Source organism: Streptomyces sp. NPDC085931 (assembly GCF_044540565.1).
In the GTDB taxonomy this organism is placed as follows: Bacteria; Actinomycetota; Actinomycetes; order Streptomycetales; family Streptomycetaceae; genus Streptomyces.
In genome coordinates this window covers 102,991-128,848 of sequence record NZ_JBITSK010000010.1, presented here as the reverse complement: position 1 = coordinate 128,848, position 25,858 = coordinate 102,991, and the positions used below count along the sequence as shown (strand labels likewise).

Genomic DNA, 25,858 nt, shown 5'->3' with positions numbered 1-25,858 from the left:
GTGGCTCAAAGTCACCCCCATGGGGCAGTCAAGGGACGGTCAAAGGTCGCGTCGCGGAGCGATCAGCAGGCCGTCCGTGCGCGGATGCGGGAAGACCTCCACGGGCTGGTCGTAGACGTCGGAGAGCAGACGCTCGGAGAACACCTCCGCGGGTGTGCCCGTCGCCACGACCCGGCCGGCGCGCAACAGGGCGACCCGGTGCGCGTAAGCCGCCGCCAACCCCAGGTCGTGCACCACCACGACCACCGCGTCCCCGGCGAGCGCCCGGGACCGGCACAGGCGCAGCACCAGTTCCTGGTGCCGCAGGTCGAGGGCGGCGGTCGGCTCGTCGAGCAGCAGCAGCGGGGCGCGCTGGGCCAGCACGCGGGCCAGGGCGGTCCGGGCCCGCTCGCCGCCGCTGAGCGTGGAGAACGGACGGGCGGCGAAGGCGGTCACCTCGGTCGCGGCCATCGCCTCGGCCACCGCCCGGTCGTCGTCCGCGGGGGTGGTCGCGGGGTCGGCGGCGTACGGGGCCCGGCCCATGCGGACGACCTCCTCCACCGTGAAGGGGAAGGAGAGCGCGGGCGCCTGGGGCAGGACCGCGCGGCGCAGGGCGAGTTCCGGCGCGCTCCAGTCCGCCGCGCGGCGGCCGTGGACGCTCACCGTTCCCCGGACGGGCGGGACGTCGCCGGCCAGGGCGCTCAGCAGGGTCGACTTGCCCGCGCCGTTGGGGCCGGCCAGGGCGAGGACCTCGCCCGCGCGGACGGTGAGCGCGACGTCCGTGAGGACGTCGCGGGCGCCGAGCCGGACCCGCAGGTCCCGGGCCTCGGCCAGGACGTCGCCGGGCGCGGGCGGCGCGGGCGGCCGCGGACGCCGGCCGTACGGGCGGATCATGCCCAGCCTCCCTGCCGGCGCCGGGTGCGGCGCAGCAGCCAGAAGAAGAACGGGCTGCCGAGCAGGGCCGTCAGCACCCCGAGCGGCAGTTCGGCGGGCGCCGCGGCCGTACGGGCCGTGAGATCGGCGGCCAGCAGGACCAGCGCGCCGAGCAGCGCGCTGCCCGGCACGAGGAAGCGGTGGCCCGGCCCGGCCGCCATGCGGAGGAGGTGCGGGACGACCAGGCCCACGAAGCCGACGATCCCGGCGACGCTCACGGCCGCCGCCGTCAGCAGCGCGATGACGAGGACCAGCACGATCCGCAGCCGCTCCACGTCGACGCCCAGGTGCCGGGCGGGACGCTCCCCGAGGGCCAGCAGGTCCAGCCGGCGGGCGAACCGGGGCGCCGCCGCCAGGCCGGCGGCCGCGCACGGCAGGACCGCCAGCACCTTCGGCCAGGTCGCCTGGGAGAGCGAGCCCAGCTGCCAGAAGGTGATCTGGTTGACCGCGGCCGTGTCCGCGACGAAGAGGAACAGGCCGATCAGCGCCCCCGCGAAGGCGTTCACGGCGATGCCGGTGAGGATCAGCGTGACCACCTCCGTGCGGCCGCCCGAACGGGACATCGCGTACACCAGCAGGACCGTCAGCAGCCCCGAGACGAAGGCGAAGGCCGGCACCGTCCAGGTGCCGAGGGCGTCCACGCCGAGGGCGATGGCTGCGACCGCGCCGACCGCCGCCCCGGAGGAGACGCCGATGACGCCCGGCTCGGCGAGCGGGTTGCCGAACACGCCCTGCATCAGCGCCCCCGCGCAGCCCAGGCAGGCGCCGACCAGCAGCGCCAGCACGATCCGCGGGAACCGCACGTTCCACAGCACGGATTCGGCCACTCGGTCCAGCTCCGCGCCGCCCAGGCCCAGCCGGTGCTGCACGGAGGCGAGGACGTCACCGACGGGCACGGGGAAGGCGCCGGTGCCGGCGGCGACCGGGACGAGCACGAGGAGGGCGGCGGCCAGCGCGGCCGTCAGCAGCCGGGCCGTGGTGCGTCGGCTGCGGGTCGGGGCGCCGGCCGTCGTCCGCTGCAGCGCGGTCATCGCCCGCCACCCTCCGGGTACAGCTGCCGCACCACCGACCCGAGCACCTGGTCGGTGCGCGGGCCGTAGGTGAGCAGGACGCCGTCCTCGACCGCGACGATCCGCCGGTCGGCCCCCGCCGGGGTCTGGGCCACGCCCGGGATCTTCACCAGGCCGTCGACGCCGCCGACCGACGCGAGCCCTTCGGACATCACCAGGATGGCGTCGGGAGCGGCTTTGACAAGGGCCTCGCTGGTGAGGGCGGTGAAGTCCTTCTCCAGGCCCGAATCGGCCCCGGCGTCCACGCCGCCGGCCGCCTCGATCAGCGACGTCGCGCCCGATTCTGCGCCGCCGATGAGGTAGACCGAGGCGGAGCCGCGCAGGTAGAGGAAGGCCACCCGGGGACGGGGCCGCTCGGCCGGGACCGACTCCCGCACGGCGGCGATGCGCTGTTCGGAGCGGCGGACGAGCCGTTCACCGGCGTCCGGGACGCCGAGCGCGTCGGCGACCGCCCGGATGCGCGCACCGACGTCGTCCAGGCCCGTGGCCGGGGCGACGACCAGGACCGGCACGCCGGCGGCGCGGATCTGGTCCATGGCCTCCCGGGGGCCGGTCGTGGTCTCGGCGAGCACCAGGTCGGGCCTGAGCGACAGCACGCCCTCGGCGGAGACGTCGTGGCCCCGGGTGACCAGGGGCAGCCGGGCGGCCTGCGCGAACGTGGTGGTGATGTCGCGGGCCGCGACCCGGTCGCCGAGGCCGAGCGTGAAGACGATCTCGCTGAGGCTGCCGGACAGGGGCACGATCCGGGCCGCCCGGCCGACCGTCACCCGCGCGCCGTCGGCGGAGCGCACGGTGACGGGGAGCCGGGGCTCCGGCGTGCCCGAGAGGGGCTGGACGCGGTTCGCGGTCGTCACGGCGGGCGCCGGGGCGGGCCGTGCCGGCCCCGAGCACGCCGTCGCCGTGAGCGTGAGGGCCAGCGCGGACACCAGCGCCCCCGCCAGTCGTGTGCGCATGCGTCGCACCATCCGTTCCGTTCCCTTCGCTCCTGAGGCCGGGCGCCGTCCCTGTGGCCCGAGTGAAGCTTAGGTTAGCCTTACCTTATTCGCTACGGCTGACATCACCGTCGCTACCGGAGGACTCCGCCATGCCCGCCCGCCCACGCGCCCTGGTCACCCTGTTCTGCGCGGCCCTCGTCGGTGCCCTCGGCGCTCTGCTGCCGGCTACCGGCGCCCACGCCGCCGGCCGCGCCGTGCAGGGCGGCCGGCTCGACTGGGGCGTCAAGTCGTCGTTCTCCGCCTACGTCACCGGGCCCATCGCCAAGGGCGGCTACTCCCTCACGGGCGGCGCGGCCACCGTCGGCGGCAGCGGCTTCCGCTTCCACTCGGCGACCGGGACGTACGACGGCGACACCGGCGCCTTCCGCGCCACCTTCTCGGGCGGGGTGCGCTTCCTCGGCCACCGCACCGGCACGGGGGAGCACCAGCTCGACCTCACCCTCAGCCGTCCCACCGTGAGCGTCACCGGCTCCACGGGCACGCTCCTCGTGGACGTCACCAGCAAGGCGAAGGGCACCGGGACGGTCACGACGTCCCGTCAGGTGCCCTTCGCCTCCCTCTCGCTGGGCGGGATCGACATGCGCGGCGCCGGCACCTCCGTCGTGCTGAACAACGTCCCCGCCACGCTCACCGCCCAGGGCGCCCGGTCCTTCGCCGGGTACTACACGGCCGGCACCGCGCTGGACCCGGTGAGCCTGTCGGCCGATGTGCGCCGGGCCGCGGCCCCGCCGTCCCGCACGCCCGCCGCGCCCTCGGCGTCCCCGTCCCGGCGGAGCACCCCGGGCGAGGCCGTCGAGGACGGTGCCGTCGACTGGGGTGTGCGCCGCACCTTCCGCGAGTACGTCACCGGCGACATCGCCGACGGCCGCTGGACCCTCTCCGCCGGCGCGCGGGACGGCGGCGCCCTCTTCCGCTTCCCGGGCGGCGAGGGAACCTACCGGGACGGCCGCCTGACGGCCTCGTTCCACGGCGCCGTGCGCTTCACCGGCGCCCACGGCCTCGACCTGCGCCTGAGCGCGTTCCGCGTCACCGTCGACGAGGGCCGGGGCACGCTCCTCGCCGACGTCACGAGCCCCGGGTACCGCGCGAAGAAGGCCCCGCTGGTCACCTTCACCGCCGGGGAGCTGAAGGCGTCCGGCGGGCTCGTCCGGGTGACCGAGGCGCCCGCGCGGCTCACCGCCCAGGGCGCGCGGGCCTTCGGCGGGATGTACCGGCCGGGCACCGCCATGGACCCGGTCTCGCTGGCCGTGGCCCTGACGGCCGACGCCGAACTGCCCGCGCTGCCCGACCTGGGCAGCGCGCCGACGGCGAGCCCACCGCCCACGCCGGCGCCGCCGGAGGCCTCCGCGCGACCCGTCGCGAGCGACACGGCGGACGACGGCGGGACGCCCGCCCTGCCCGTCGTCCTCGCGGCCGGCTTCCTGGCCGTCGCGGCAGCGGCCGTCACGGTCGTCGCCGTCCGCCGGCGCCGCACCCGTCCGGCGGCCGACGCCCCGGACCAGCACTGACCCACCAGCCGACCCACCCCCTACCCAGGAGACGCACGCCATGCCTGTCAGACGACGCCGGACCGCCGCCCTCGCCGCCGCCGTGGCCACCGCCGCCGCCCTCGGCGCCACCGCGCTCGCCCCCTCCGCCACCGCGGCCGAAGTTCCCCTCAGCGGCTACGAGTTGACCTGGGGCATCAAGCAGTCGTACCGCACCTACGTCACCGGCATGGCGGCCGGTGCCTTCACCCCGGCGGACGGCGCCAGCCAGGCCGCGGGCAACGGCCCGTTCACCTTCACGGACGGCGCCGGCAGCTACGACTCCACCGCCCACACCGTGGACCTCGCCTTCAAGGGCACCCTGCGGATCGAGTCCAAGCTGCACGGCTTCGCCCTCACCCTGTCGGACGTGAGGTTCGACAGCGCCGAGGCGGAGGTCACCGCGGACGTCACGCGCGACGGCGTCACGAAGGACGACGTACCGCTCGCCACGGTGACGGTCACCCGCGCGATGAAGGACATGGCCACCACGCTGACCAAGGAGGCGGCGGACGTCTTCGGCAGCGCGGGCTACGAGGGCGCGGCCGGTGACCCCCTGACGGTGGTGCAGAAGACCCCGCCCGCGTCCCCCAGCCCGACACCCACGCCCACCCCCACCCCCACCGCCACACCCACCTCCACCCCGTCGCAGCCGGCGACCACGTCCCCCGGCCCGGCGTCCCCGCCGGCCTCCCCGTCCCCGGTCCCGAGCAGCCCCGCGGCCGGCGCCCCCTCGGACGGCGCCTCCGCCCCGTCGGCCCGGGGCGAGATAGCCGACGGCAGGCTCGGCTGGGGGGTGAAGGAGTCCTTCCGCACCTACGTCGTCGGCCCCGTCGCCCACGGACGGATCACGGCCTCCGGCGGCGCCACGCAGGCGTCCGGCAACGGCCCCTTCACCTTCCCGGGCGCGACCGGCAGCTACGACACGGACGCCGGGACCCTCTCCGCGTCCTTCGAGGGCAGCGTGACGTTCCAGGGCCACGAGAGCGACGGCCGCTACGGCCTCGACCTGACCCTCGCCGGCCTGACGGCCACCCTCGACGACGGCACCGGCCGCCTCACCGCCGACGTCACCAGCCTCGGCGAGCAGTCGCGGGACGTGGTGCTCGCGGAGCTGAAGGCCGACGCCTCCGACCTGGTCCCCGAGGACGACGTCATCACGCTCGACGACGTCACCGCCACCCTCACCGAGGCCGGGGCCGACGCCTTCGGTGACTTCTACCCGGCGGGCACCCGGCTCGACCCGGTCGACCTGACGGTGGCCCTCACGGACGACGCCCAGCTCCCCGGCGGCGACGGCGGCACGTCCGGTGGCACTGGCGGCACGTCCGGCGGCGCGTCCGGCGGCATCGGCACCACCGGCGGCGCGGGGACGGCCGGCGGCGCCGGTTCGACCACGGGCGGCACCACGGGCGCCGTGACGGGCGGCCTCGCGAGCACCGGTTCCTCCGTCCCGGCCGGCCCCCTGGGCGCGGCCGCGGCGGCGGCCGTCGCCGCGGGCGCCGGTGCCGTCCTGGCGGTGCGCAGGCGGCGCGCGGGGGCCTGAGCGCTCCGCGGGACGGGCGGCCCGTCGGGCGCCCGTCCCGCCGGTGCTTGAATGCCCCCGTGACTGACTACGACGTGCTCCGCGTCTTCTGCGGGCCGAACGGTGGATACGGCAACGAGCTCGGTGTCGTGCGGGACGGGTCCGTGCTGCCCGGTCCGGACGACCGTCAGGCGTTCGCCGCGAAGCTCGGATTCAGCGAGACCGTGTTCGTCGACGACCCCGAGCGGGGTGTGATCGACATCTACACGCCCACCCTGCGGCTGCCCTTCGCCGGGCACCCCTGCGTCGGCGCGGCCTGGCTGCTCGACGTGGGCGAGCTGGTGACGCCGGCCGGGGTGGTCGGGGCGCGGCAGGACGGGGAGTTCTGCTGGATCGAGGCACGGGCGGACTGGGTGCCGCCGCGCACCCTGCGGCAGTACGGCGGCGCCGCCGAGGTCGACGGCCTGCCTGTGCCGCCGCCGGGGGAGTGGGTGTACGCCTGGGCGTGGGAGGACGAGCCCGCCGGGCGGGTCCGGGCCCGGGCCTTCCCCGGCCGGGGCGACGGCATCGACGAGGACGAGGCGACGGGGGCGGCGGCCCTGCTGCTCACCGACCGGCTGGGCCGGGCCCTCAACATCACCCAGGGGGCGGGCTCCCAGATCCTCACCGCGCCCCAGCCGGGCGGCTGGACCGAGGTCGGCGGGCGGGTGCGTCTCGAACGCTGACCCGGGTGGCCCGCGGCCGTACGGGTGGAACAGCGTGTGTGCGCGGCTGCGAACGGGGACCTCTGGGCGTGACAAGGCACCACCGCGAGAGGAATCTCATGCGCATTCGATCCGCTCTGGCCGTAGCCGCCCTGACCGTCGCCGTCACCGCCACCGGCGCGGCGACCGCCGCCGCCGGCGACGACGACCGGGACCACCGCGACGGCCGCGGCCACCACGTGGCGTGCAGCCCGTACTTCGGTGAGCTGGAGGCCGAGACCGCCGAGATCGAGTGGGGCGGCGCCGTCTGCCACAACGGTCCGTTCGACATCTGAGCCGGGACCGGCGCTCCACCCGAGACGGATCCGGGGCCCCCTCGCCGTGTGCGAGGGGGCCCCGCCCGTCGTCCCGGGCCCTCACGCCGAGAGCGGGAACTCCTCGCCCAGCGCCACGAACATGGCGTTGTTCAGCCCGTAGGCCCGCTTGCACTCGGCCACGATCCGCTGCCGCTCCAGTTCGTCCCCGGGCACCGCGTCCAGCAGCTCCCAGTAGGTCCGCTTGAAGGCGGCCGGGTTGGGGATCTCCTCGAAGACGTAGAAGCGGACCCCGTCGCCCTTCTTCGGGAGACCCCACGTCTTCTCGGCCGTGTCGCGGATGATCTGCCCGCCGGAGAGGTCGCCGAGGTAGCGGGTGTAGTGGTGGGCGACGTAGCCCGCCGGCCAGTCGCGGGCGCACTCGGTGATCCGCCCGGCGTACTCCAGCGTGGCCGGCAGCGCGCTGATCCGCGAGCGCCACCCGGGGCCGCGCAGGTACTCCAGGTCCTGCTCCAGCGCCGCCGAGCGGAACAGCTCCGGGCGGACGAAGGGGCCCGCCACCGGGTCCCCGGCCAGCCGCTCGGCGGCGGACTCCAGCGCCCCGTACACGAACCACAGCTGTTCCGTGTAGCGCGCGAACGCGTCGACCCCCAGTTTGTGCCCCAGCAGGTCGCTCAGGAAGGTCGAGCCCCTGACCTCCTCGTGCTGCTCGCGGGAAGCGGTCCGGATGAGGGTCGAGAAGGATTCCATGGACCCACTTTCTCTGGTTAGGGTTACCTAAGTCAATGGCTTGCCGACCGGTTGTCGGTAAACTTCCCGACGGCTTGTCGGGAAAAACCCGCGCGAGCACGAAAACGGCCCGCCCTCCGAAGAGAGCGGGCCGTCGGCCGGGGTACGGCTCAGGTCAGGGCAGCGTGAGGATCTCCGCGCCCGAGTCCGTCACCACCAGCGTGTGCTCGAACTGGGCCGTGCGCTTGCGGTCCTTCGTCACGACCGTCCAGCCGTCGTCCCACATGTCGTACTCGTGCGTCCCGAGCGTCAGCATCGGCTCGATGGTGAACGTCATGCCGGGCTGCATCACCGTGGTCGCGTGCGGGCTGTCGTAGTGCGGGATGATCAGGCCCGAGTGGAACGACGAGTTGATGCCGTGGCCCGTGAAGTCCCGCACCACCCCGTAGCCGAAGCGCTTGGCGTACGACTCGATGACCCGGCCGATGACGTTGATCTGCCGGCCCGGCTTGACCGCCTTGATCGCCCGGTTCAGGGACTCCCGGGTCCGCTCCACCAGCAGCCGCGACTCCTCGTCGACGTCCCCCACCAGGTAGGTGGCGTTGTTGTCGCCGTGCACGCCGCCGATGTACGCCGTCACGTCCAGGTTGACGATGTCGCCGTCGCGCAGCACGGTGGAGTCCGGGATGCCGTGGCAGATGACCTCGTTGACGCTGGTGCACAGCGACTTGGGGAAGCCCCGGTAGCCGAGCGTGGAGGGGTAGGCGCCGTGGTCGCACATGTACTCGTGCGCCACCTTGTCCAGCTCGTCCGTGGTCACCCCGGGGGCGATCAGCTTCGCGGCCTCCGCCATGGCCCGGGCGGCGATCCGGCCGGCGCGCCGCATCGCCTCGATCGTCTCGGGCGTCTGCACCTCCGGTCCGGTGTACGGCGTCGGAGCGGGCTTGCCGACGTACTCCGGGCGGCGGATGTTTCCGGGCACGGAACGGGTGGGGGACAGTTCCCCGGGGACGAGCAGCGACTGGCCAGACATGCCAGCGAGTCTAACCAGCGGCCGTGGGGGAACATGTCGATGGCGAGAGGAGCTGGTCATGGCCCTGTTCAAGAAGCGGACGGTCGGCAAGCCGGGCGAGTGGTACTACTGCCTGGAGCACAAGAAGGTCGAAGAGGGGCCCGATTGCCCGGGCAAGGACCGCTTCGGCCCGTACGCGAGCCGCACCGAGGCCGAGCACGCGATGGAGACGGCCCGCGAGCGCAACCTCCAGTGGGAGAACGACCCCAAGTGGCACGACGCCCCCGCGGGCGGCCGCGAGGAGAACTGACCCACCGAACGCCCGGAGGCACCGCCGCCCCGGGCGTTCGCCGCGCCCGGGGGCATCGCCGCCTCGGGCGTTCGCAGCGCCCGGGGCCTGCGCCCGGGCCTGCGCCCGGCTCCGGTCGCTTCACCAGCGGGCCGGTGGTGGGGCCGTCAGGTGTTCGGCCAGTCTCGCGACGCGGTCGCGGAAGCGGCGCCGGCCCCGTGGGGCCGGGAGCGCGTTCTCGCCCGCTGCCGCGCTGACCAGGTGCTGGACGGTGTCCAGATCCAGCTCCGAGCCGGCCGGGACGGCCAGGGTCTCGTGGGCCACGGCCGGCAGCTCGCCCCCGTCGGGGCCGAGGGCCAGCACCGTCGCCCCGGCGCGGCGGGCGTCCGACACCCGTTCGAGCAGGGGTGCGGCAGGGCCCTCGGGTGACACAGGTGACCCGGGTGACACCACCAGCAGTGTCTCGCCCCGCCGGGCCGCCTCCAGCCGGCCCAGGCCCACCGCCAGGTGCGCCGGGTCCGAGGGCCGTGCGTCGTGCCGTACCAGCGTCGGGGCCAGCTCCGGCGTGCCCGACCAGGCGGCCTCGTCCACCAGATGGGCGGCGAGATGCCACGGCTCGTACGCGGGCGTGCCGACCAGCAGCAGTCCGCCCCCGTGCGACACCACCGACCCGCGCAGCGCCCTGGCGAACCGCCGGGTGGCGCCCAGCCACTCCGTCCCGGCGAGCACTTCCCGCAACAGTGCCACCCGTACCGCGTCCATAGGCCCGCATCCTGCCCGAACCGCCCGGTCGTGACGCGGAGTTCACCGCGTATTCGCCCGGCCTGGGTAGGCGGCCCGGTCACGCATTCCGACGTCGAACGCCCGGAGGATCCCGCCGATGACCGAGATCAGCGTCCCCTTCCGCGCCGGCCGGGAGGGATACGCCAGTTTCCGCATCCCCGCCGTCGTCGCCGCGAACAGCGGCACCCTGCTCGCCTTCTGCGAGGGCCGGGTCGGCTCCCGCGACGACTTCGGGAACATCGACATCGTGCTGAAGCGCTCCACGGACGGCGGCCGCACCTGGGGCCCGCTCCAGGTCGCCGCGCGCAACGGCGACGCCCTCGCCGGCAACCCGGCGCCCGTCGTCCTCGGCACCGGCCGCGTGCTCCTCGTGCACGTGCGCAACGCCGCCGCGGCCACCGAGGACGCCATCCGGCGCGGCAAGGTGAGCGCGGCCGACGGGCGCCGCGTGTGGGTGCGGCACAGCGACGACGAGGGCCTGACGTGGTCGGCGCCACGCGAGATCACCCGGGAGGCCAAGAAACCCGAGTGGCGCTGGTACGCCACCACCCCCGGTCACGCGCTCCGGCTGACCACCGGCCGGATCGTCGTCCCCGCCAACCACTCCCTGCCGCCCACCGGCACCGACAACGGCACGGAGGGCCGGTACAACGGCGGCCACAGCCTGCTCAGCGACGACGGCGGCACCACCTGGCGCATCGGCTACGTCGACGACGACCCCGACGGCTACATCAACGCCAACGAGACCACCGCCGCCGAACTGCCCGACGGGCGCGTCTACTTCAACACCCGCAACGACTCACCCTCACCCGGCACCCGCGCCGACGCCCACTCCGCCGACGGGGGGCGGACCCTGCTGAAGCCCTTCCGCCCGCAGGCCGGCCTGACCGCCCCCGTGTGCCAGGCGAGCGTCCTCCAGCTCCGCGACCCCGACCTGCTGCTGTACTCCGGGCCGGCCGACCCAGGCTTCCGCGCCCTGATGACCATCCGCGCCTCCACCGACGGTGGCACCACCTGGCGCCCGGCCCACACCGTGGACGGACTGCCCGCCGCCTACTCCGACCTCGTCCGCGCCGACCAGGACACCGTGGGGCTGCTGTACGAGACCGGCGACTTCGGCGCCTACGAGACGATCACCTTCCGGCGGGTGCCGGTGGCGGAGCTGACCTGAGCCGGTCGGAGCGGGGGCACGGTCGTAGAGTCGGGGCCATGACCTCTACCGACAGTGCTGCCACCGACCCCGCCCGGAAGGCCCCCGCCAAGGACCCCTGGGACCTGCCCGACGTCTCCGGACTCGTCGTCGGGGTGCTCGGCGGGACCGGACCGCAGGGCAAGGGCCTCGCCTACCGGCTCGCCAAGGCCGGGCAGAAGGTGATCATCGGCTCGCGGGCCGCCGACCGCGCGCGGGCCGCCGCCGAGGAGATCGGCCACGGCGTCGAGGGCGCCGACAACGCCGAGACCGCCCGCCGCAGCGACATCGTGATCGTCGCCGTGCCGTGGGACGGCCACGGCAGGACCCTGGAGTCCCTGCGCGGGGAACTGGCCGGCAAGCTCGTCGTCGACTGCGTCAACCCGCTCGGCTTCGACAAGAAGGGCGCCTACGCCCTCAAGCCCGAGGAGGGCAGCGCCGCCGAGCAGGCCGCCGCGCTGCTGCCGGACTCCCGGGTCACCGCCGCCTTCCACCACCTGTCGGCCGTGCTGCTCCAGGACCCGGAGATCGACGAGATCGACACCGACGTGATGGTGCTCGGCGAGGACCGGGCGGACGTGGAGATCGTCCAGGCGCTGGCCGGCCGGATCCCCGGCATGCGCGGCATCTTCGCGGGGCGGCTGCGCAACGCCCACCAGGTGGAGTCGCTGGTGGCGAACCTGATCTCCGTGAACCGCCGGTACAAGGCGCACGCGGGGCTCCGGGTCACGGACGTCTGAGCCGATGGGGGACACTGGACGGCACAGCAGTGCCCGAAGTGTCCCCCGACAGGAGTCGACCCCTATGCCCCGCCTCGCCCTCTACGCGCTGATCGTCTGCGTGCTGTCCGTGGCCGCCGCCGTCGTGTCCTTCACCCGGGGCAGCTTCCTGGGCATCGTGTGGGTGCTGCTGGCGGGCCTGTCGTCCAACATGTGCTGGTACTACCTCAAGCGCGCCAGGCAGCAGAAGTCCGTCGCGGGCTGAGCCATCAGGACGCGGCCGAGCAGAACTCGTTCGAGCCCTGCCAGAAGCGGTACAGCTCGTGACCGCAGTACGTCTCGAAGTCGCTGATCCCGAGCGACTTCAGGATCGCGTCGATCACGTCGAAGAACACGCCGTTCACCGCCGGCAGCCACAGCAGCGCGAACACGAACAGCAGGCCGAACGGCGCGAACGGCTCCACCTGGCGCCGGACGTTGTACGACAGCCAGGGCTCGATCACGCCGTAGCCGTCCAGACCGGGCACCGGCAGGAAGTTCAGCAGCGCGGCCGTCACCTGCAGCAGCGCGAGGAACGCCAGCGCGAAGCGGAAGTCGCTCGGCACGCCGTCCAGCGCGTCCAGCCAGAACGGGGCGGTGCACACGACGGCGAACAGCACGTTGGTCAGCGGGCCCGCCGCCGAGATCAGGCTGTGCTTCCAGCGCCCGCGGATCCGCCCGTGCTCGATGAACACCGCGCCGCCGGGCAGGCCGATCCCGCCCATGATCACGAAGATCACCGGCAGCACGATGCTGAGCAGCGCGTGCGTGTACTTCAGCGGGTTCAGGGTCAGATAGCCCTTCGCGCCGACCGAGATGTCGCCGCTGTGCAGGGCCGTGCGCGCGTGCGCGTACTCGTGCAGGCACAGCGAGACGATCCACGCCGCCGTCACGAACAGGAACACGGCGACCCCGGGCTGCTCGGCGAACCCGGTCCAGGTCGCCCACCCGGTGACCGCCGTCACGGCCAGGATCCCGACGAAGACGGGACTGATCCGCCGCTCACTGTGGCGGCTGGTGGCGGTGGTCATGGGACTCCCTGCACTCTCGAACACGCGATGGGACGGCCCGACGGTACCGGGCGCGGGAGGAAAACGTCTCGCGCGGGGCCGCCGGTTCCGGGGAGGGTGGGGCCATGGGGCTGCGGCAGGTGATCCGGAGAGACCGGCAGAGGACGTGCCGAGGCACCCCGCCGGCACCGTGCCGCACCCCCACCACGGTCACTCGTCGCCCCACGCCCCCGAGCCCCGACGGACCCACCCCCGCCCCACCGAACACCCCACTGCGCCGGGTGCGGGGTGCGGGGTGCTCCGCGGATTCGCCGAGGCCGCGCCGGGTGCCGGGTACCTTGCCGATTCGCCTCCGCCGTGCCGGGCGCCGGGTGCCCCGTCGGTCCGTCCTCGCCGTGCCGGGCGCCGGGTTCCGCGCGATTCACCTGTGCCGGGCCGGGGCCAGGTGCCGCCGACTTGCCGCGCCCTGCCGGGCTCGGACACCGGCTGGGGCCTCGTCGGCCCTGCCGGGTGCCGGGTACCTTGCCGATTCGCCTCCGCCGTGCCGGGTGCCTGGTGCCGCCGACTTGCCGCGCCCTGCCGGGCCCGGACCCCGGCCGGGGCCCGTCCCCCCTGCCGGGCGCCGGACGCCCCGTCGGTCCGTCCCCGCCCTGCCGGGCGCCGGACGCCCCGTCGGTCCGCCTTCGCCCTGCCGGGCGCCGGACGCCCCGTCGGTCCGCCTTCGCCCTGCCGGGCGCCGGACGCCCCGCCGACCGCACCGCCCTGCCGGGCGCCGGATGCCTCCCGCTCGACTGCCCCGCCGGCGTCGAACGCCCGCCCACTCGCCCGCCCCGCCCGGTGTCGGACGCTCCTCGGTCCGTGTCCGCCGCGCCGTGGGACCGTCGTGACCGCCCTTTCACCTCCGGAGACAATGGACCCCGTGCACTACCGCATCCTCGGCACCACGCAGGCGATCCGCACCGACGGCACGGTCGTACCGGTCGGTGGGGCGCGGCTGCGCGCGCTGCTGACCGTGCTCGCCCTGCGGGCGGGACGCACCGTGCCCGCCGGGATGCTCGTCGACGAGGTGTGGGGCGGTGACCCGCCCGCCGACGCGGCCGGCGCCCTCCAGGCGCTGATCGGGCGGCTGCGGCGGGCCCTCGGCGCGGACGCGGTGGTCTCCGCCGAGGGCGGGTACCGGCTCACGGCCGCGCCCGACGACATCGACCTGCACCGTTTCGAGCGGCTGGCCGGCGAAGGACTGCGGGCCCTGGCCGACGGCGACCCCGCCAAGGCCGCACTGGTCCTCGACGACGCCCTCGCCCTGTGGCGCGACCCCGCCCTCGCCGACCTCCCCGACCGCACCGCCGAGGCGGCCCGCCGGGAGGCCCGCCGGCTGGACGTGCTGCGCGCCCGCCACGGCGCCGCCCTCGCCCTCGGCCAGGCCGGACAGGCGCTGCCGGAACTGACCGCCCTGTGCGACAGCCACCCCCTGGACGAACCCCTCCAGGCGCTGCGCCTGCGCGCCCTGCGCGACGCGGGCCGCACCGCCGAGGCCCTCGCCGCCTACGACGACGTACGCCGCCTCCTCGCCGACCGGCTGGGCACCGACCCCGGCCCCGAACTGCGCGCCCTGCACGCTCAATTGCTGGCCGCCGACGCGGGCCCGGCCGCCCCCGCGGCGACACCCCCGGCGTCCCCGGAGCCCCCGGCCACCCCCGCCCCCGGCAACCTGCGCGCCCGGCTGACCTCCTTCATCGGCCGGGAGAGCGACATCGAGACCATCCGCGCGGATCTCGCGACGGCCCGTCTGGTCACCCTGCTCGGACCCGGCGGCGCCGGGAAGACCCGGCTGTCGCAGGAGGCCGCCGAGACCGTGCGGCACGCCATGCCCGGCGGGGTGTGGCTGGCCGAACTCGCCCCGGTCGACGACCCCGCCGCCGTACCGGAAGCCGTGCTCACCGCCGTCGGCGCCCGCGAGACCGTCCTGTACGGCGCGGGCGCCGAGGGCATCCGGGCCGCCGTCGCCGACCGGCTGGACGACCCCGTCGAACGCCTCGCCGAGCACTGCTCCCGCCCCGGCATGCTGCTCATCCTGGACAACTGCGAGCACGTCGCCGAAGCCGCCGCCCGGCTCACCGGGGAACTGCTGGAGCGCTGCCCCGGTCTGACCGTCCTCGCCACCAGCCGCGAACCCCTCGGCGTGCCGGGGGAGTTGCTGCGCCCGGTGGAGCCGCTGCCCGAGCCGGTCGCGCTGCGGCTGCTCGCCGAGCGGGGTGCCGCGGCCCGCCCCGGTTTCCGCGTCGAGGACGACCCCGAGGCCTGCGCGGAGATCTGCCGGCGCCTCGACGGCCTGCCCCTCGCCATCGAACTCGCCGCCGCCCGGCTGCGGATGCTCACCCCCCGCCAGATCGCCGACCGGCTCGACGACCGCTTCCGCCTCCTCACCTCCGGCAGCCGCACGCTCCTGCCCCGCCAGCAGACCCTCAGAGCCGTCGTCGACTGGTCGTGGGAGCTGCTCGACGAGGACGAACGCGACGTCCTGCGGCGCCTGTCGGTGTTCGCCGGCGGCTGCGACCTGTCCGCCGCCGAGGCCGTGTGCGGGCCCCTCGCGCTGGAGGCGCTCGGCTCGCTCGTCGACCGCTCCCTGGTCGTGGCCGCCCCGCCCGGCGACACCGCCGACGGCGAGATGCGCTACCGGTTGCTGGAGACCGTCGCCGAGTACGCCGCCGAACGGCTGGACGAGTCCGGGCAGCGCGCCGAGGCCGAACGCGCCCATCTGACGTACTTCCGCGAACTTGCCCGCACCACCGACCCGTTGCTGCGCGGCCCGGACCAGCTCGCGGCCATCCGCCGGCTGGAGCGGGAGTACGAGAATCTGCGTACCGCCCTGCGTCACGCCGTCGCCCTGCGCGACGAGCAGGAGGCGCTGTGCCTGGCCCTGTCCCTGGTCTGGTACTGGCAGATGCGCGACCTGCGCATCGAGGCCCGCAACTGGTGCCGCGAGGTCATGGCCCTCGGCCCCGACCCCTTCACCGAGCCCGTCCGCCGCGCCGCCCCCGTCTGGCAGCGCTGCACCGACAGCCCGCCCCCGATGACCGGAGAGGTCCTCTGGGAGGCCCGGCGCGGCGTCCACCTGGCCCACCTGGCCTGCATGGACACCGAACTGGACGCCTGGCAGAACCCGCGCGCCGAGCAGAAGCTGCGGACCATCTCGCTCACCTACGAGCCCGGCCTGCCGCAGACCTGCCGGCTGCCCGGCCTGCTCTGGTTCTTCGCCGTGATGCTGACCGGCGACATGGACCGGCTGCGCGTCATCATGGACGCCGCCATCCGCACCTGCCGGGAGACCCCGGGCCTGGACTGGGAGCTGGCCTCCGGGCTGCAGATGCGGGCCAACTTCCTCGCCAACCGCACCGACTGGGCCGGTGACGCCGGGCGCGACGCCGACGAGTCGCTGGAGATCTACCGCCGCCTCGGTGACGCCTGGGGCACCGCCGAGGCCTTCTCGGCCCGCGCCGAGGCGCACGAGCGGCAGGGGCACCACGCGCTGGCCGCCGCCGACTACAAGGCGGCCATCGCCCACGCCGAACTGCTCGGCGCCCGCGCCCAGGCGGCCGTCCTCACCGCCCGGCTGGGCAACGCGCTGCTGGAGTCGGGCGAGGAGGAGCGGGGCGAGCGGCTGCTGCGCGAGGTGATCGCCACGCACGAGAACACGCACAGCGAGGCCATGCCCGCCGCCCGTCTCTTCCTCGCCGGCCGGCTCGGCATGACCGGCCGCACCGCCGAGGCCCGCGAGCAACTGCGGCGGCTGCGCGAGGACTTCCGCATCGCCCACTTCATCGTCTTCGACGCGTTCATCCTCGGCGCCGAGGCCTGGCTGGACGCCCGGGACGGCCGGTACGAGGACTGCCTGGACCGCACCCGCAAGGCACTGGAGCGGGCGGGGGACCCGGTCTCCGAGGCGATCGCGCCCCACATGCCGGCGGTGTTCCTGACCGTCGGCGCCCGGGCCCTGGCCGTCCACGACGGGGGCCGTGGCGCCGCCGACGCGGCCCGCTGCCTCGGCGCCGCCGACGCCCTGCTGCCGCCCGGCCATGTCGCCCAGCGGCAGGAGCGCGAGACCCGCGAGGAGGCGGAGCGGCAGGCCCGGGCGCTGCTCGGCGACGCGGCGTACGAGAGCGCGTACGCGCAGGGCGGTGGCCTCTCGGTCGAGGAGGCCACCGCCCTGCTCTGACGGCCCACGGCCGCGCCCGGTCAGCTCTTCGTGCGGAACTTGTGGATCGCGACCGGCGCCATCACGGCCGTGATCGCCACCGACCAGCCGAGCGTCACCCACAGGTCGTGCGCGACCGGCCCGCCGATCATCAGCCCGCGCGCGGCGTCCGCCAGCGTGGACAGCGGGTTGTAGTCGGTGAACGCCTGCAGCCAGCCCGGCATCGACGTCGTCGGGGCGAAGATCGACGAGCCGAACTGCAGCGGGAACAGCACCAGGAAGCCCATCGCCTGCACGGACTGCGCGTTCTTCAGGATCACGCCCAGGGTGAGGAACACCCACATGATCGACGAGGCGAACGCCGTGGACAGGGCCACGGTCGCCAGCAGCCCCGGCCAGTTGGTGATCTCGAAGCCGACCACTACGGCGACGATCATCAGCACGGCCGTCGCGAACAGCATCCGCAGCAGCTCCACGGAGATCTTCGCGAACAGCACCGAGCCGCGCCCGATCGGCAGGGACCGGAAGCGGTCCATGACACCGGAGTTGAAGTCCTGGCTGAACCCGGTGCCGACGCCCTGGGACAGCGTCATGCTCATCATCGCGATCATGCCGGGGATCACGTACTGCACGTACCGCTCCTGCCCGCCGCCCAGCGCCTGCCCGATGGAGCCGCCGAAGACGAACACGAACAGCAGGGTGAAGATGACCGGCATCAGCAGCGCGTCGGCCATGGACTCGGGGTCCTTGCGGATCCACAGCAGGTTGCGGCGGATCAGCGCGCCGGTGTGGCGCAGATGGCCGCGCAGCGGGATACGGGCGTCGGCCCCGGTGTCGTCGAGGGTGACGGCGCTCATACGGCGGCCTCCTGAAGGTCTTCGGCGGGCACGGTGTCCTGCGGGGCACTGGCGCGGTGGCCGGTGAGGGACAGGAACACCTCGTCCAGGCTGGGCAGTTCGGTGGTGATGGAGGACAGCGTGATACCGCGCGCGGTGACCGCGCCGACCACGGCGGTCAGCTGCGCGTCGCTGAGGATCGGCACGAGGACGTCGCCCCGGTCGGTGTCCACGGTCGTGGTGGCCAGACCGGTGATCCCCAGGTCGTCCAGGGCCCCGGCCAGGGGCCGCAGCTGCACCGGATCGGCCGGGCGGATCCGCAGCGCCCGGCCGCCGACCTTCGCCTTCAGTTCCTCGATGGCGCCGCCGGCGATGACCTGGCCGCGGTCGACGACCGTCAGCTCGGAGGCGAGCTGCTCGGCCTCCTCCATGTACTGGGTGGTCAGCAGCACGGTGACCCCCTCGCCGACCATGCGCTTGACCTCGTCCCAGACCTCGTTGCGGGTGCGCGGGTCCAGGCCGGTGGTCGGCTCGTCGAGGAAGAGCACGGAGGGCCGCCCGATCATGGACGCGGCCAGGTCCAGCCGCCGCCGCATGCCGCCGGAGTACGTCCCCGCGTGCCGTTTGGCCGCCTCGGTGAGCGAGAAGCGCTCCAGCAGCTCGTCGGCCCGGTTGCGGGCGTCCTTGCGGGACAGGTCGAGCAGCCGCCCGATCATGTACAGGTTCTCCCAGCCGGACAGCTTCTCGTCCACGGAGGCGTACTGGCCCGTCAGGCCGATCACCCGCCGCAGCTGCCGGGGCTGCCGTACGACGTCGTGGCCGGCCACGGTGGCCCGGCCCGAGTCGGGGGCGAGCAGGGTGGACAGGATCCGTACCAGGGTGGTCTTGCCGGCCCCGTTCGGCCCGAGGACACCCATGACGGTGCCCTCCCGCACGTCCAGGTCGACCCCGTCCAGCGCCTTGGTCTCGCCGTAGTGCTTCACCAGCCCCCGCACGGTCACAGCGGCACCGCTGGTGTTGTCGTCGATTCGCGTCATGTCCCCGACGGTGCCAGGCCCCACCGACAAATCGCCGACAGACCGCCGACAGCCCCGTCCGGCAGACGCGACGGCAGCCCGTGGGGTCGACCCCCACGGGCTGCCGTACGTCCGGGAACCGTCAGCGGCGTACCGCCTCGGCCTCCCGCGGGACGTGGCCGGCCACGACCCGCTCGCGCCCGGCGACCGGAGCCCGGCGCCGGTCCACCACGGCGGCCAGCGACGCGACCCCCACGCCGAGGACGGCCAGGGCGGCGCCGGCCAGGGCCGGAGAGGTGGCCCCGAAGCCGGCGGCCAGGGCCAGGCCGCCGATCCAGGCGCCGCCGGCGTTGGCCAGGTTGAAGGCGGCCTGGTTGGCCGAGGAGGCCAGCGAGGGCGCCGAGGAGGCCTTCTCCATGACCATCAGCTGCAGCGGGGAGCCGGTGGCGAAGGCGGCCGTGCCCAGGAGCGTCACCGCCACGGCGGCGGTGACCTCCGTGCGCATCAGCAGCGGGAACAGGGCCAGGACCGCCACCAGCGACACCAGGCCGCCGAACAGCGTGCCCCGCAGGGAGCGGTCGGCCAGCCGGCCGCCCAGCAGGTTGCCCGCGGTCGCGCCGACACCGAACAGCGCCAGCAGCAGGGTCACGCTGGCGTCGGCGTAGCCGGCCGCGTCCGTGAGCATCGGGGTGATGTAGCTGTAGGCCGCGAACAGGGCGCCGAAGCCCGCGACGGTCGTGCCGAGCGCCAGCCAGACCGGGACGGAGCGCAGCGCGGCGAGTTCACCGCGCAGGCCCTGGGCGGTGGCGTGCTCGTGGTCGTGCGGGATGAGCAGGGCGAGCGCGGCGATCGCCGCCAGGCCGATGGCGCTGACGCCGAGGAAGGTGGCCCGCCATCCGAGGTGCTGGCCCATGAGGGTCGCGACCGGCACGCCCGCGACGTTCGCGACCGTCAGGCCGAGGAACATCAGGGAGACCGAGCGCGCCTTGCGTTCGGGGGCGACCAGGTTCGTGGCGACGACGGCGCCCACGCCGAAGAAGGCGCCGTGCGGCAGCCCGCTCAGGAAGCGGGCGGCCAGCAGCCAGCCGTTGTCGGGCGCGAGGGCCGACAGGGCGTTGCCCGCGACGAACAGCCCCATCAGCCCGATCAGGACCGTGCGGCGGGACATCCGGGCGGTGACCGCGGCCAGCAGCGGGGCGCCGACGACGACGCCGAGCGCGTACGCCGACACCAGGTGGCCGGCGTCGGGTATCGAGATGTTGAGGTCGTCCGCGACATCGGGCAGCAGCCCCATCATCACGAACTCGGTGGTGCCGATGCCGAAGGCACCCACGGCGAGGGCGAGCAGGGCCAGGGGCATGAAAAACCTCTCGAGACTTGCGTGAAGATCCGTACGTCATATGTTCAAGTACGGAACAAAGTCTCGCAGGCGCACTATTCCACGCGGTGAAGCCGAGGTTGCCGAATCGTGCCGATACGCCGCTGACCTGCGGTTCTCAGGAACCGGTTGTGGTGACCCTCACACGGGCGGCGACGGGCAGATGGTCGCTGCCGGTCTCCGGGAGGGTCCACGAACTCTGCGGCTCCAGGCCCCGGACCATGATCTGGTCGATGCGCGCCATCGGGAACGAGGCCGGCCAGCTGAACCCGAAGCCGCTGCCCACCGCGCCCTGCGTGGAGCGCATCTGGGAGGTGACGGCGTTCAGGGCGCGGTCGTTCATGGTGCCGTTCAGGTCGCCCAGCAGCACCACGTTCGCCAGCGGCTCGTGCGCGATGGCCTCGCCCAGGTAGTCGGCGCTGCGGTCGCGCTGCCTCGCCGTGAACCCGGCCTCCATCTTCACGCGCACCGACGGCAGATGGGCGACGTAGACCGCGACCTGCCCGGCCGGCGCGGTCACGGTGGCGCGCATCGCCCGCGTCCAGCCCATGTCCAGGTCGACGGCCCGGACGCCGCTGAGCGGGTACTTGCTCCACACGCCGACCGTGCCCTCCACGGCGTGGTAGCGGTACGTCGACGCCAGCGCCTTCTCGTACGTCGGCACCGCCGCCGGGGACAGCTCCTCCAGGGCCAGCACGTCCGCGCCGGAGGCGGCCACGTCACGGGCCGTGCCCGACGGGTCCCGGTTCTCGGCGTTGACGTTGTGCGTGACCACGGTGAGGTCGCCGCCGGCGACGGTCTTGTCGCTGAGCAGCCCACCGAACAGGTTGAACCACACCAGGGTCGGCGCGAGCACCGCGATCAGCGCGGTCGCCGATTTACGCACCAGGGCCAGCACGAGCAGCACCGGGACGAACAGCCCGAGCCAGGGCAGGAAGGTCTCGATGAGGCTGCCCAGGTTGCCGACGGCGTTGGGGATCTGCGCGTGCAGCAGCATGATCACGGCCAGCAGCACCGCGCACCCGGCCAGGACCACTCCGCGCCGCCAGATTCTCGGATCGCCCCGCCAGCCGCTCACCAGCCGGTCGAACAGGCGCCGAAGCCGGGTTCCGCGGTGCTCGGGCCCCGAGCCGCCGTTGTCCGTCTCCGTCATGTACGCCTGCTGCGCCATACCGTCGCCTCACTACCTGCCGTGCACACCATCGCCCCCCGCGTCCTTACGACCCTAGGGGATGATCCGTTCCGTTCCCGCCGTCCCGCGACGGCCGTACGGGGGCGAGGACGTTCGAGCCCGTCCGGCGAGTTCCGGTCACGGCCCCCGAAAGCGCGCTCTGTGACGAAACGCGCACACGGGGGCCGCGGCTAGGCGGAACCGACGGGCGGTGAGCCGGCCGGCCGCAGGCCTTCCAGCAGGGTGTCGACCACCTGTTCGGCGAGGCCCTCCGGCAGGTCGGCGTCCGGGTGCAGCACGGAACGCACCAGCAGCGGGCCCACGAACAGGTCGCTGAGCAACTCCAGGTCGACGTCCGTGCGCAGCTCGCCGTTCTCCTGGCCCCGGCGCAGGATGTCCAGGCCCAGGCGGCGGCGCGGTTCGACGACGATGGCGTGATACGCCGCCCAGATCTTCGGGCTGCTCTTCATCTGGGCGTGCACGCTGTGCAGGATCGCCGACGAGCGCTTGGCGAGCCCGCGCCGGCGCATCTGCTCCAGCAGCACCACCAGGTCGTCGCGCATGGACGTCCCCGGCAGCGGCGGGTCGGCGGGCTCGGCGGCGCGCACGACGTCGACGAAGAGCTCCTCCTTGCCGCTCCAGCGGCGGTAGATGGTGGCCTTGCCCACCCCGGCGGTCCGGGCCACGCGCTCGATGGACACCTCCGCCAGCGGCACGCCCTCCTCCAGGAGCCTCATCACGCCCTCGATGATGGCGCGCTCGACGGCCTCGCTTCTGGGGCGGCCCCTCGGGGGGCCGTCGTGCCGGGGCTGCCGTTCGGCGAGGCTCACGTCGCTGCGTCCTTTCTGACCGGGAGGGGCCCGGGGCGGACCGGTGCGGATCCGGCCGACCGGGGGCGACCGGGGCGGACCGGTGCGGACCGGGGTGTGGACCGATTGTCGCAGCAGGTCTACGACCGGGCGTCCGACAACTCCCGCTCCTCCTCCCGCTGAGCGGCCGGCTGCCTGCCGGGCAGGAACAGGGCCACCACGACCGCGCCCACCAGTGCGACGCCCGCGCCCCACAGGGCGGTGACGTGCATGGCGTGCAGGAAGGCGTCGTGGGCGGGGGCGATCAGGGCATCGCCCCGCGGACCCAGCTTCGCGGCGACGCCCAGGGTCGCCTCGATGGACTCGCCGGCGGTGTGCCGCAGGGCGGGCGGCAGCGCGCCCAGCCTGTCCTCGATGCCCGTGCGGTACGCCGTCGACAGGACCGAGCCGAGGACGGCGATGCCGAGGGCGCCGCCGACCTGCCGGAAGGTGTTGCTGAGCGCGGAGGCCGAGCCGGCCTTCTCGCGGGGCAGGGCCTGCATGATGACGACGCTGACGGGCGTCATGATGTGCGCCATGCCGGTGCCCATGAGGAAGAAGACGACCTCCAGGACCCAGATCGGGGTGTCGGCGTCCAGGGTGGCGAAGGCGGCCAGCATCGCGGCGATGACCAGCAGGCCCGCGGTCGTGGTGGCCCTGTTGCCGAACCGGTCGACCAGCAGCCGGGCGCGCGGCGCGAAGATCATCTGGGCGGCGGCCAGCGGCAGCATCAGCAGACCGGTCTGCAGCGGCGAGTAGCCGCGCACGCTCTGCGTGTAGAAGACGGAGAAGAAGGTCACGCCCATCAGCGCGAAGAACACCAGCGCGATGGCGGCGATGGCGGCCGAGAAGACCTTGTTCTTGAAGTACGTGACGTCGATGGACGGATGGGCGCTGCGCTTCTCGAACACCACGAAGGCGACGAGCACGGTGAGCCCCGCGCCGATCGTCGTCAGCACGGCGGGATCGGTGAAGTCGGCGAGCTGGCCGCCCTTGATGATGCCGTAGACGAGCAGGACCAGGCCGACGACCGACAGGATCACGCCGACCGGGTCGAGCCGGCCCGGCCTCGGGTCGCGGGAGTCGGGGACCAGCCACAGCATCAGGGCGAGCGCGAGCAGCACGATCGGCACGTTGATGAGGAAGACCGACCCCCACCAGAAGTGGTCGAGCAGCACGCCGCCGGTGATCGGGCCGATGGCGATGGCGAGGCCGACGCCGCCCGCCCAGATGCCGATGGCCTTGGGCTGCTCCTCGCGTTCGAAGACGTTCATCAGCACGGCGAGGGTGGCGGGCATGACGAACGCGGCCCCCAGGCCCATCACGGCACGGAAGGTGATGAGTTCGCCGGGCGAGCCGGAGAACGCGGCGAACGCCGAGCCGATGCCGAACACGGTGAGTCCGCCGAGCAGCACCTTCTTGCGGCCGAGCCGGTCGCCGAGCAGCCCGGCGGTGAACAGCAGGCCGGCGAAGACCAGGGTGTAGGCGTTGATCGCCCACTCCAGCTCGCTCTGGGTGGCGCCCAGGCCGGTCGGGGCCGGGGTGGAGATGGTCTTGATGGCGACGTTCAGGATCGAGTTGTCCAGGACGACGATCAGCAGGCTCAGCATCAGCACGCCGAGGATCGCCCAGCGGCGCCGGTGCACCGCTTCCGGTATGCGGCGGCCGGTGGGGGCGGCGCCGTCGGCAGGTGTGGTCATGCCGTCGAGCCTAGGCCCATTCCGATACGAGACCGTCTCGTATTGGAATACTTTTACCGAGCTCTTACGGACGGGCGGGCCGCGACGGCCGCAGCGGAACTCACAGGGGCTCCCCTGGTCCTCCTCGGCGCGAGGTGCCACCATGGACGTGGTCCGGGGACGCCGTCAGGGCGCCTCGAGATGACGTGTTAGGAGCCGTGCCATGACGCAGCTTCCGGCTGCCCAGAACGCACCGAAGCCCTCCGACGGCGGCAAGACGCTGTACGGGGGCAAGGGCACCCGCCGCATCACCGTCCGCGACATCGCCGCCGCCAAGGAGCGCGGCGAGAAGTGGCCCATGCTCACCGCCTACGACGCGATGACCGCGTCCGTCTTCGACGAGGCCGGCATCCCGGTGATGCTCGTCGGCGACTCGGCGGGCAACTGCCACCTGGGGTACGAGACCACCGTGCCCGTCACCCTCGACGAGATGACCATGCTGTCGGCGGCGGTCGTACGGGGCACCTCGCGCGCCCTGATCGTCGGCGACCTGCCCTTCGGCTCCTACCAGGAGGGTCCGGTGCAGGCGCTGCGCTCGGCGACCCGGCTGGTGAAGGAGGCCGGTGTGCAGGCCGTGAAGCTGGAGGGCGGCGAGCGCTCGCACGAGCAGATCCGGCTGCTCGTCGAATCGGGCATCCCGGTGATGGCCCACATCGGGCTGACCCCGCAGTCCGTCAACGCGATGGGCTACCGCGTGCAGGGCCGGGGCGAGGAGGCGGCCCAGCAACTGCTGCGGGACGCCAAGGCCGTGCAGGACGCGGGCGCGTTCGCCGTGGTCCTGGAGCTGGTGCCCGCCGAGCTCGCGGCCGAGGTGACGCGGGTGCTGCACATCCCGACCGTGGGGATCGGGGCGGGTGCGCAGACGGACGCGCAGGTGCTGGTGTGGACCGACATGCTGGGTCTGACCGGCGGGCGTGTGCCGAAGTTCGTGAAGCAGTACGCGAACCTGCGCGAGGTCATGGGGAACGCGGCGAGGGCCTTCGCCGAGGACGTGGTCGGCGGAACGTTCCCCCAGGAGGAGCACTCCGTCCACTGAGCCACCGCGGTAGCACGCAGCCCCGCCGGTCTTCCCCCGCCGGCGGGGCTGTTCCGTTGTGCGCGGGAGCGGCCCCCTACTCCGGCTGCGTCGCGATCTGGATCAGGTTGCCGCAGGTGTCGTCGAAGACCGCGGTGGTGACGGGGCCCATCTCCAGGGGCTCCTGGGTGAAGCGGACACCGAGGGCGCGCAGGCGCTCGTACTCGGCGTGCACGTCGGCGACGGCGAACTGGGCGAGCGGGATGCCGTCGGCGATCAGGGCGTCGCGGTAGGGCTTGACGGCGGGGTGGCCGGCGGGCTCCAGCAGCAGTTCCGTGCCGCCCGGCTCCTGCGGGGAGACCACGGTCAGCCACCGGTGCTGCTCGCCGACCGGGACGTCGTGCTTCTTCACGAAGCCGAGGACCTCGGTGTAGAAATGCAGGGCCTTGGCCTGGTCGTCGACGAAGACGCTGGTCAGGTGGATCTTCATGGGGTGCTCTCTTCCGGCCGGGAGGGATCGGGCGCCGGCCACCGCTCGGTGATGTGCCGCAGCGGGGCCGTGTTCAGATCGTGGAACTTGTAGCGGCCCTCCCGCCGGGTCTCGACGAGCCCGGCGGCCTCCAGCACCGCGAGGTGCTGGGAGACCGCCTGGCGCGAGATGCCGAGCCGGTGCCTCATGCTCAGCCGCGAGCAGATCTCGAACAGGGTCTGTCCGGACTTCTCCGCGAGCTCGTCGAGGATGGTGCGACGGGTGGGGTCGGCCAAGGCTCTGAAAAGGTCGTCGGCCATGACCCCAGGATAGGCAAGTGGTCACTTGCCTATCAAGTCCCCTCGCCCCCGCGCG

25 protein-coding genes are annotated in these 25,858 nt (G+C 73.9%); 10 read left to right on the top strand and 15 right to left on the bottom strand.

All coding sequences use genetic code 11. The annotated features are described in order from the left end of the window. Positions 1 to 39 precede the first annotated feature (39 nt). The 3 genes from ACIGAN_RS22340 to ACIGAN_RS22330 are packed head-to-tail and all read right to left on the bottom strand — an operon-like array spanning position 40 to position 2,935. Positions 40 to 873 (bottom strand): heme ABC transporter ATP-binding protein, encoded by an 834-nt coding sequence (locus tag ACIGAN_RS22340; RefSeq protein WP_365737747.1) that lies wholly within the window; start codon positions 871 to 873, stop codon positions 40 to 42. Next, the gene (locus ACIGAN_RS22335; RefSeq protein ID WP_399859843.1) at positions 870 to 1,943 is read right to left on the bottom strand and encodes a FecCD family ABC transporter permease; all 1,074 of its coding nucleotides are present in this window, start codon (positions 1,941 to 1,943) and stop codon (positions 870 to 872) included. The genes ACIGAN_RS22340 and ACIGAN_RS22335 overlap by 4 nt, the downstream gene beginning before the upstream one ends. Beyond that, positions 1,940 to 2,935, bottom strand: a complete 996-nt coding sequence (locus ACIGAN_RS22330) for a hemin ABC transporter substrate-binding protein (protein ID WP_399859841.1) — start codon at positions 2,933 to 2,935, stop codon at positions 1,940 to 1,942. The genes ACIGAN_RS22335 and ACIGAN_RS22330 overlap by 4 nt, the downstream gene beginning before the upstream one ends. 131 nt (positions 2,936 to 3,066) lie before the next feature. Here ACIGAN_RS22330 and ACIGAN_RS22325 point away from each other — a divergent pair, with 131 nt between their 5' ends. The 4 genes from ACIGAN_RS22325 (at position 3,067) to ACIGAN_RS22310 (ending at position 7,067) form a co-directional block, all read left to right on the top strand. After that, positions 3,067 to 4,485, top strand: coding sequence for an HtaA domain-containing protein (locus ACIGAN_RS22325; RefSeq protein ID WP_399859839.1), 1,419 nt, complete (start codon positions 3,067 to 3,069; stop codon positions 4,483 to 4,485). Positions 4,486 to 4,525: 40 nt separating this feature from the next. Then, complete coding sequence (locus ACIGAN_RS22320) at positions 4,526 to 6,049, top strand: HtaA domain-containing protein (protein WP_399859836.1); 1,524 nt, start codon at positions 4,526 to 4,528, stop codon at positions 6,047 to 6,049. 59 nt (positions 6,050 to 6,108) lie between these two features. Next, positions 6,109 to 6,753 carry a PhzF family phenazine biosynthesis protein gene (locus ACIGAN_RS22315; RefSeq protein ID WP_399859834.1) on the top strand — a complete coding sequence of 215 codons (645 nt, stop codon included), beginning with the start codon at positions 6,109 to 6,111 and terminating at the stop codon, positions 6,751 to 6,753. 98 nt (positions 6,754 to 6,851) lie between these two features. After that, entirely contained in the window at positions 6,852 to 7,067 is a 216-nt protein-coding gene (locus ACIGAN_RS22310) for a hypothetical protein (RefSeq protein ID WP_365086887.1), read from the top strand. 81 nt (positions 7,068 to 7,148) lie between these two features. Here the strand turns inward: ACIGAN_RS22310 and ACIGAN_RS22305 are convergent, their stop codons facing one another. Next, positions 7,149 to 7,796 carry a biliverdin-producing heme oxygenase gene (locus ACIGAN_RS22305; protein WP_365737759.1) on the bottom strand — a complete coding sequence of 216 codons (648 nt, stop codon included), beginning with the start codon at positions 7,794 to 7,796 and terminating at the stop codon, positions 7,149 to 7,151. Positions 7,797 to 7,950: 154 nt separating this feature from the next. Continuing rightward, a complete protein-coding gene (map, locus tag ACIGAN_RS22300) occupies positions 7,951 to 8,808 on the bottom strand; it encodes a type I methionyl aminopeptidase (protein ID WP_365086881.1) in 858 nt (285 codons plus the stop codon). 58 nt (positions 8,809 to 8,866) lie between these two features. Between map and ACIGAN_RS22295 the strand changes: the two genes are divergently transcribed. Next, complete coding sequence (locus ACIGAN_RS22295) at positions 8,867 to 9,097, top strand: hypothetical protein (RefSeq protein ID WP_351357926.1); 231 nt, start codon at positions 8,867 to 8,869, stop codon at positions 9,095 to 9,097. Positions 9,098 to 9,217: 120 nt separating this feature from the next. Here ACIGAN_RS22295 and ACIGAN_RS22290 read toward each other — a convergent pair whose 3' ends face one another. Next, on the bottom strand, positions 9,218 to 9,838 hold the full coding sequence (locus tag ACIGAN_RS22290) for a hypothetical protein (RefSeq protein ID WP_399859829.1): 621 nt from the start codon (positions 9,836 to 9,838) through the stop codon (positions 9,218 to 9,220). Between the two features lie 118 nt (positions 9,839 to 9,956). On the opposite strand from ACIGAN_RS22290, the gene ACIGAN_RS22285 reads away from it, so the two are divergent. From ACIGAN_RS22285 to ACIGAN_RS22275, 3 genes are read left to right on the top strand one after another with little or no spacing between them, the layout of a single operon-like run. Next, a complete protein-coding gene (locus tag ACIGAN_RS22285) occupies positions 9,957 to 11,030 on the top strand; it encodes an exo-alpha-sialidase (protein WP_399859826.1) in 1,074 nt (357 codons plus the stop codon). 38 nt (positions 11,031 to 11,068) lie between these two features. Then, complete coding sequence (gene npdG, locus ACIGAN_RS22280) at positions 11,069 to 11,788, top strand: NADPH-dependent F420 reductase (protein ID WP_365086872.1); 720 nt, start codon at positions 11,069 to 11,071, stop codon at positions 11,786 to 11,788. A gap of 4 nt (positions 11,789 to 11,792) precedes the next feature. Further along, positions 11,793 to 12,032, top strand: a complete 240-nt coding sequence (locus ACIGAN_RS22275) for a hypothetical protein (RefSeq protein WP_399859823.1) — start codon at positions 11,793 to 11,795, stop codon at positions 12,030 to 12,032. A 4-nt stretch (positions 12,033 to 12,036) separates the two neighbouring features. On the opposite strand, the gene ACIGAN_RS22270 is transcribed toward ACIGAN_RS22275, so the two are convergent. After that, positions 12,037 to 12,837, bottom strand: a complete 801-nt coding sequence (locus tag ACIGAN_RS22270; protein WP_399859820.1) for a site-2 protease family protein — start codon at positions 12,835 to 12,837, stop codon at positions 12,037 to 12,039. A gap of 889 nt (positions 12,838 to 13,726) precedes the next feature. Between ACIGAN_RS22270 and ACIGAN_RS22265 the strand changes: the two genes are divergently transcribed. Further along, entirely contained in the window at positions 13,727 to 17,032 is a 3,306-nt protein-coding gene (locus ACIGAN_RS22265) for a BTAD domain-containing putative transcriptional regulator (RefSeq protein ID WP_399859817.1), read from the top strand. A 20-nt stretch (positions 17,033 to 17,052) separates the two neighbouring features. On the opposite strand, the gene ACIGAN_RS22260 is transcribed toward ACIGAN_RS22265, so the two are convergent. From ACIGAN_RS22260 to ACIGAN_RS22235, 6 genes are all read right to left on the bottom strand, one after another. Then, positions 17,053 to 17,868 carry an ABC transporter permease gene (locus ACIGAN_RS22260; protein ID WP_365737771.1) on the bottom strand — a complete coding sequence of 272 codons (816 nt, stop codon included), beginning with the start codon at positions 17,866 to 17,868 and terminating at the stop codon, positions 17,053 to 17,055. Continuing rightward, on the bottom strand, positions 17,865 to 18,884 hold the full coding sequence (locus ACIGAN_RS22255) for an ATP-binding cassette domain-containing protein (RefSeq protein WP_365086857.1): 1,020 nt from the start codon (positions 18,882 to 18,884) through the stop codon (positions 17,865 to 17,867). The genes ACIGAN_RS22260 and ACIGAN_RS22255 overlap by 4 nt, the downstream gene beginning before the upstream one ends. 121 nt (positions 18,885 to 19,005) lie before the next feature. Further along, complete coding sequence (locus ACIGAN_RS22250; protein ID WP_365737775.1) at positions 19,006 to 20,223, bottom strand: MFS transporter; 1,218 nt, start codon at positions 20,221 to 20,223, stop codon at positions 19,006 to 19,008. Between the two features lie 136 nt (positions 20,224 to 20,359). Then, positions 20,360 to 21,322: an endonuclease/exonuclease/phosphatase family protein gene (locus tag ACIGAN_RS22245; RefSeq protein ID WP_399860090.1), complete on the bottom strand. Its 963-nt coding sequence runs from the start codon at positions 21,320 to 21,322 to the stop codon at positions 20,360 to 20,362. Positions 21,323 to 21,603: 281 nt separating this feature from the next. Continuing rightward, on the bottom strand, positions 21,604 to 22,242 hold the full coding sequence (locus ACIGAN_RS22240; protein WP_399859814.1) for a TetR/AcrR family transcriptional regulator: 639 nt from the start codon (positions 22,240 to 22,242) through the stop codon (positions 21,604 to 21,606). A gap of 119 nt (positions 22,243 to 22,361) precedes the next feature. Next, on the bottom strand, positions 22,362 to 23,960 hold the full coding sequence (locus tag ACIGAN_RS22235; protein ID WP_399859812.1) for an MFS transporter: 1,599 nt from the start codon (positions 23,958 to 23,960) through the stop codon (positions 22,362 to 22,364). Between the two features lie 202 nt (positions 23,961 to 24,162). On the opposite strand from ACIGAN_RS22235, the gene panB reads away from it, so the two are divergent. Continuing rightward, entirely contained in the window at positions 24,163 to 25,035 is an 873-nt protein-coding gene (gene panB, locus ACIGAN_RS22230) for a 3-methyl-2-oxobutanoate hydroxymethyltransferase (protein WP_399859809.1), read from the top strand. 76 nt (positions 25,036 to 25,111) lie between these two features. Here the strand turns inward: panB and ACIGAN_RS22225 are convergent, their stop codons facing one another. Next, a complete protein-coding gene (locus tag ACIGAN_RS22225; protein WP_365737783.1) occupies positions 25,112 to 25,504 on the bottom strand; it encodes a VOC family protein in 393 nt (130 codons plus the stop codon). Then, positions 25,501 to 25,803, bottom strand: a complete 303-nt coding sequence (locus ACIGAN_RS22220) for an ArsR/SmtB family transcription factor (protein ID WP_365086836.1) — start codon at positions 25,801 to 25,803, stop codon at positions 25,501 to 25,503. The genes ACIGAN_RS22225 and ACIGAN_RS22220 overlap by 4 nt, the downstream gene beginning before the upstream one ends. Positions 25,804 to 25,858: the final 55 nt, after the last annotated feature.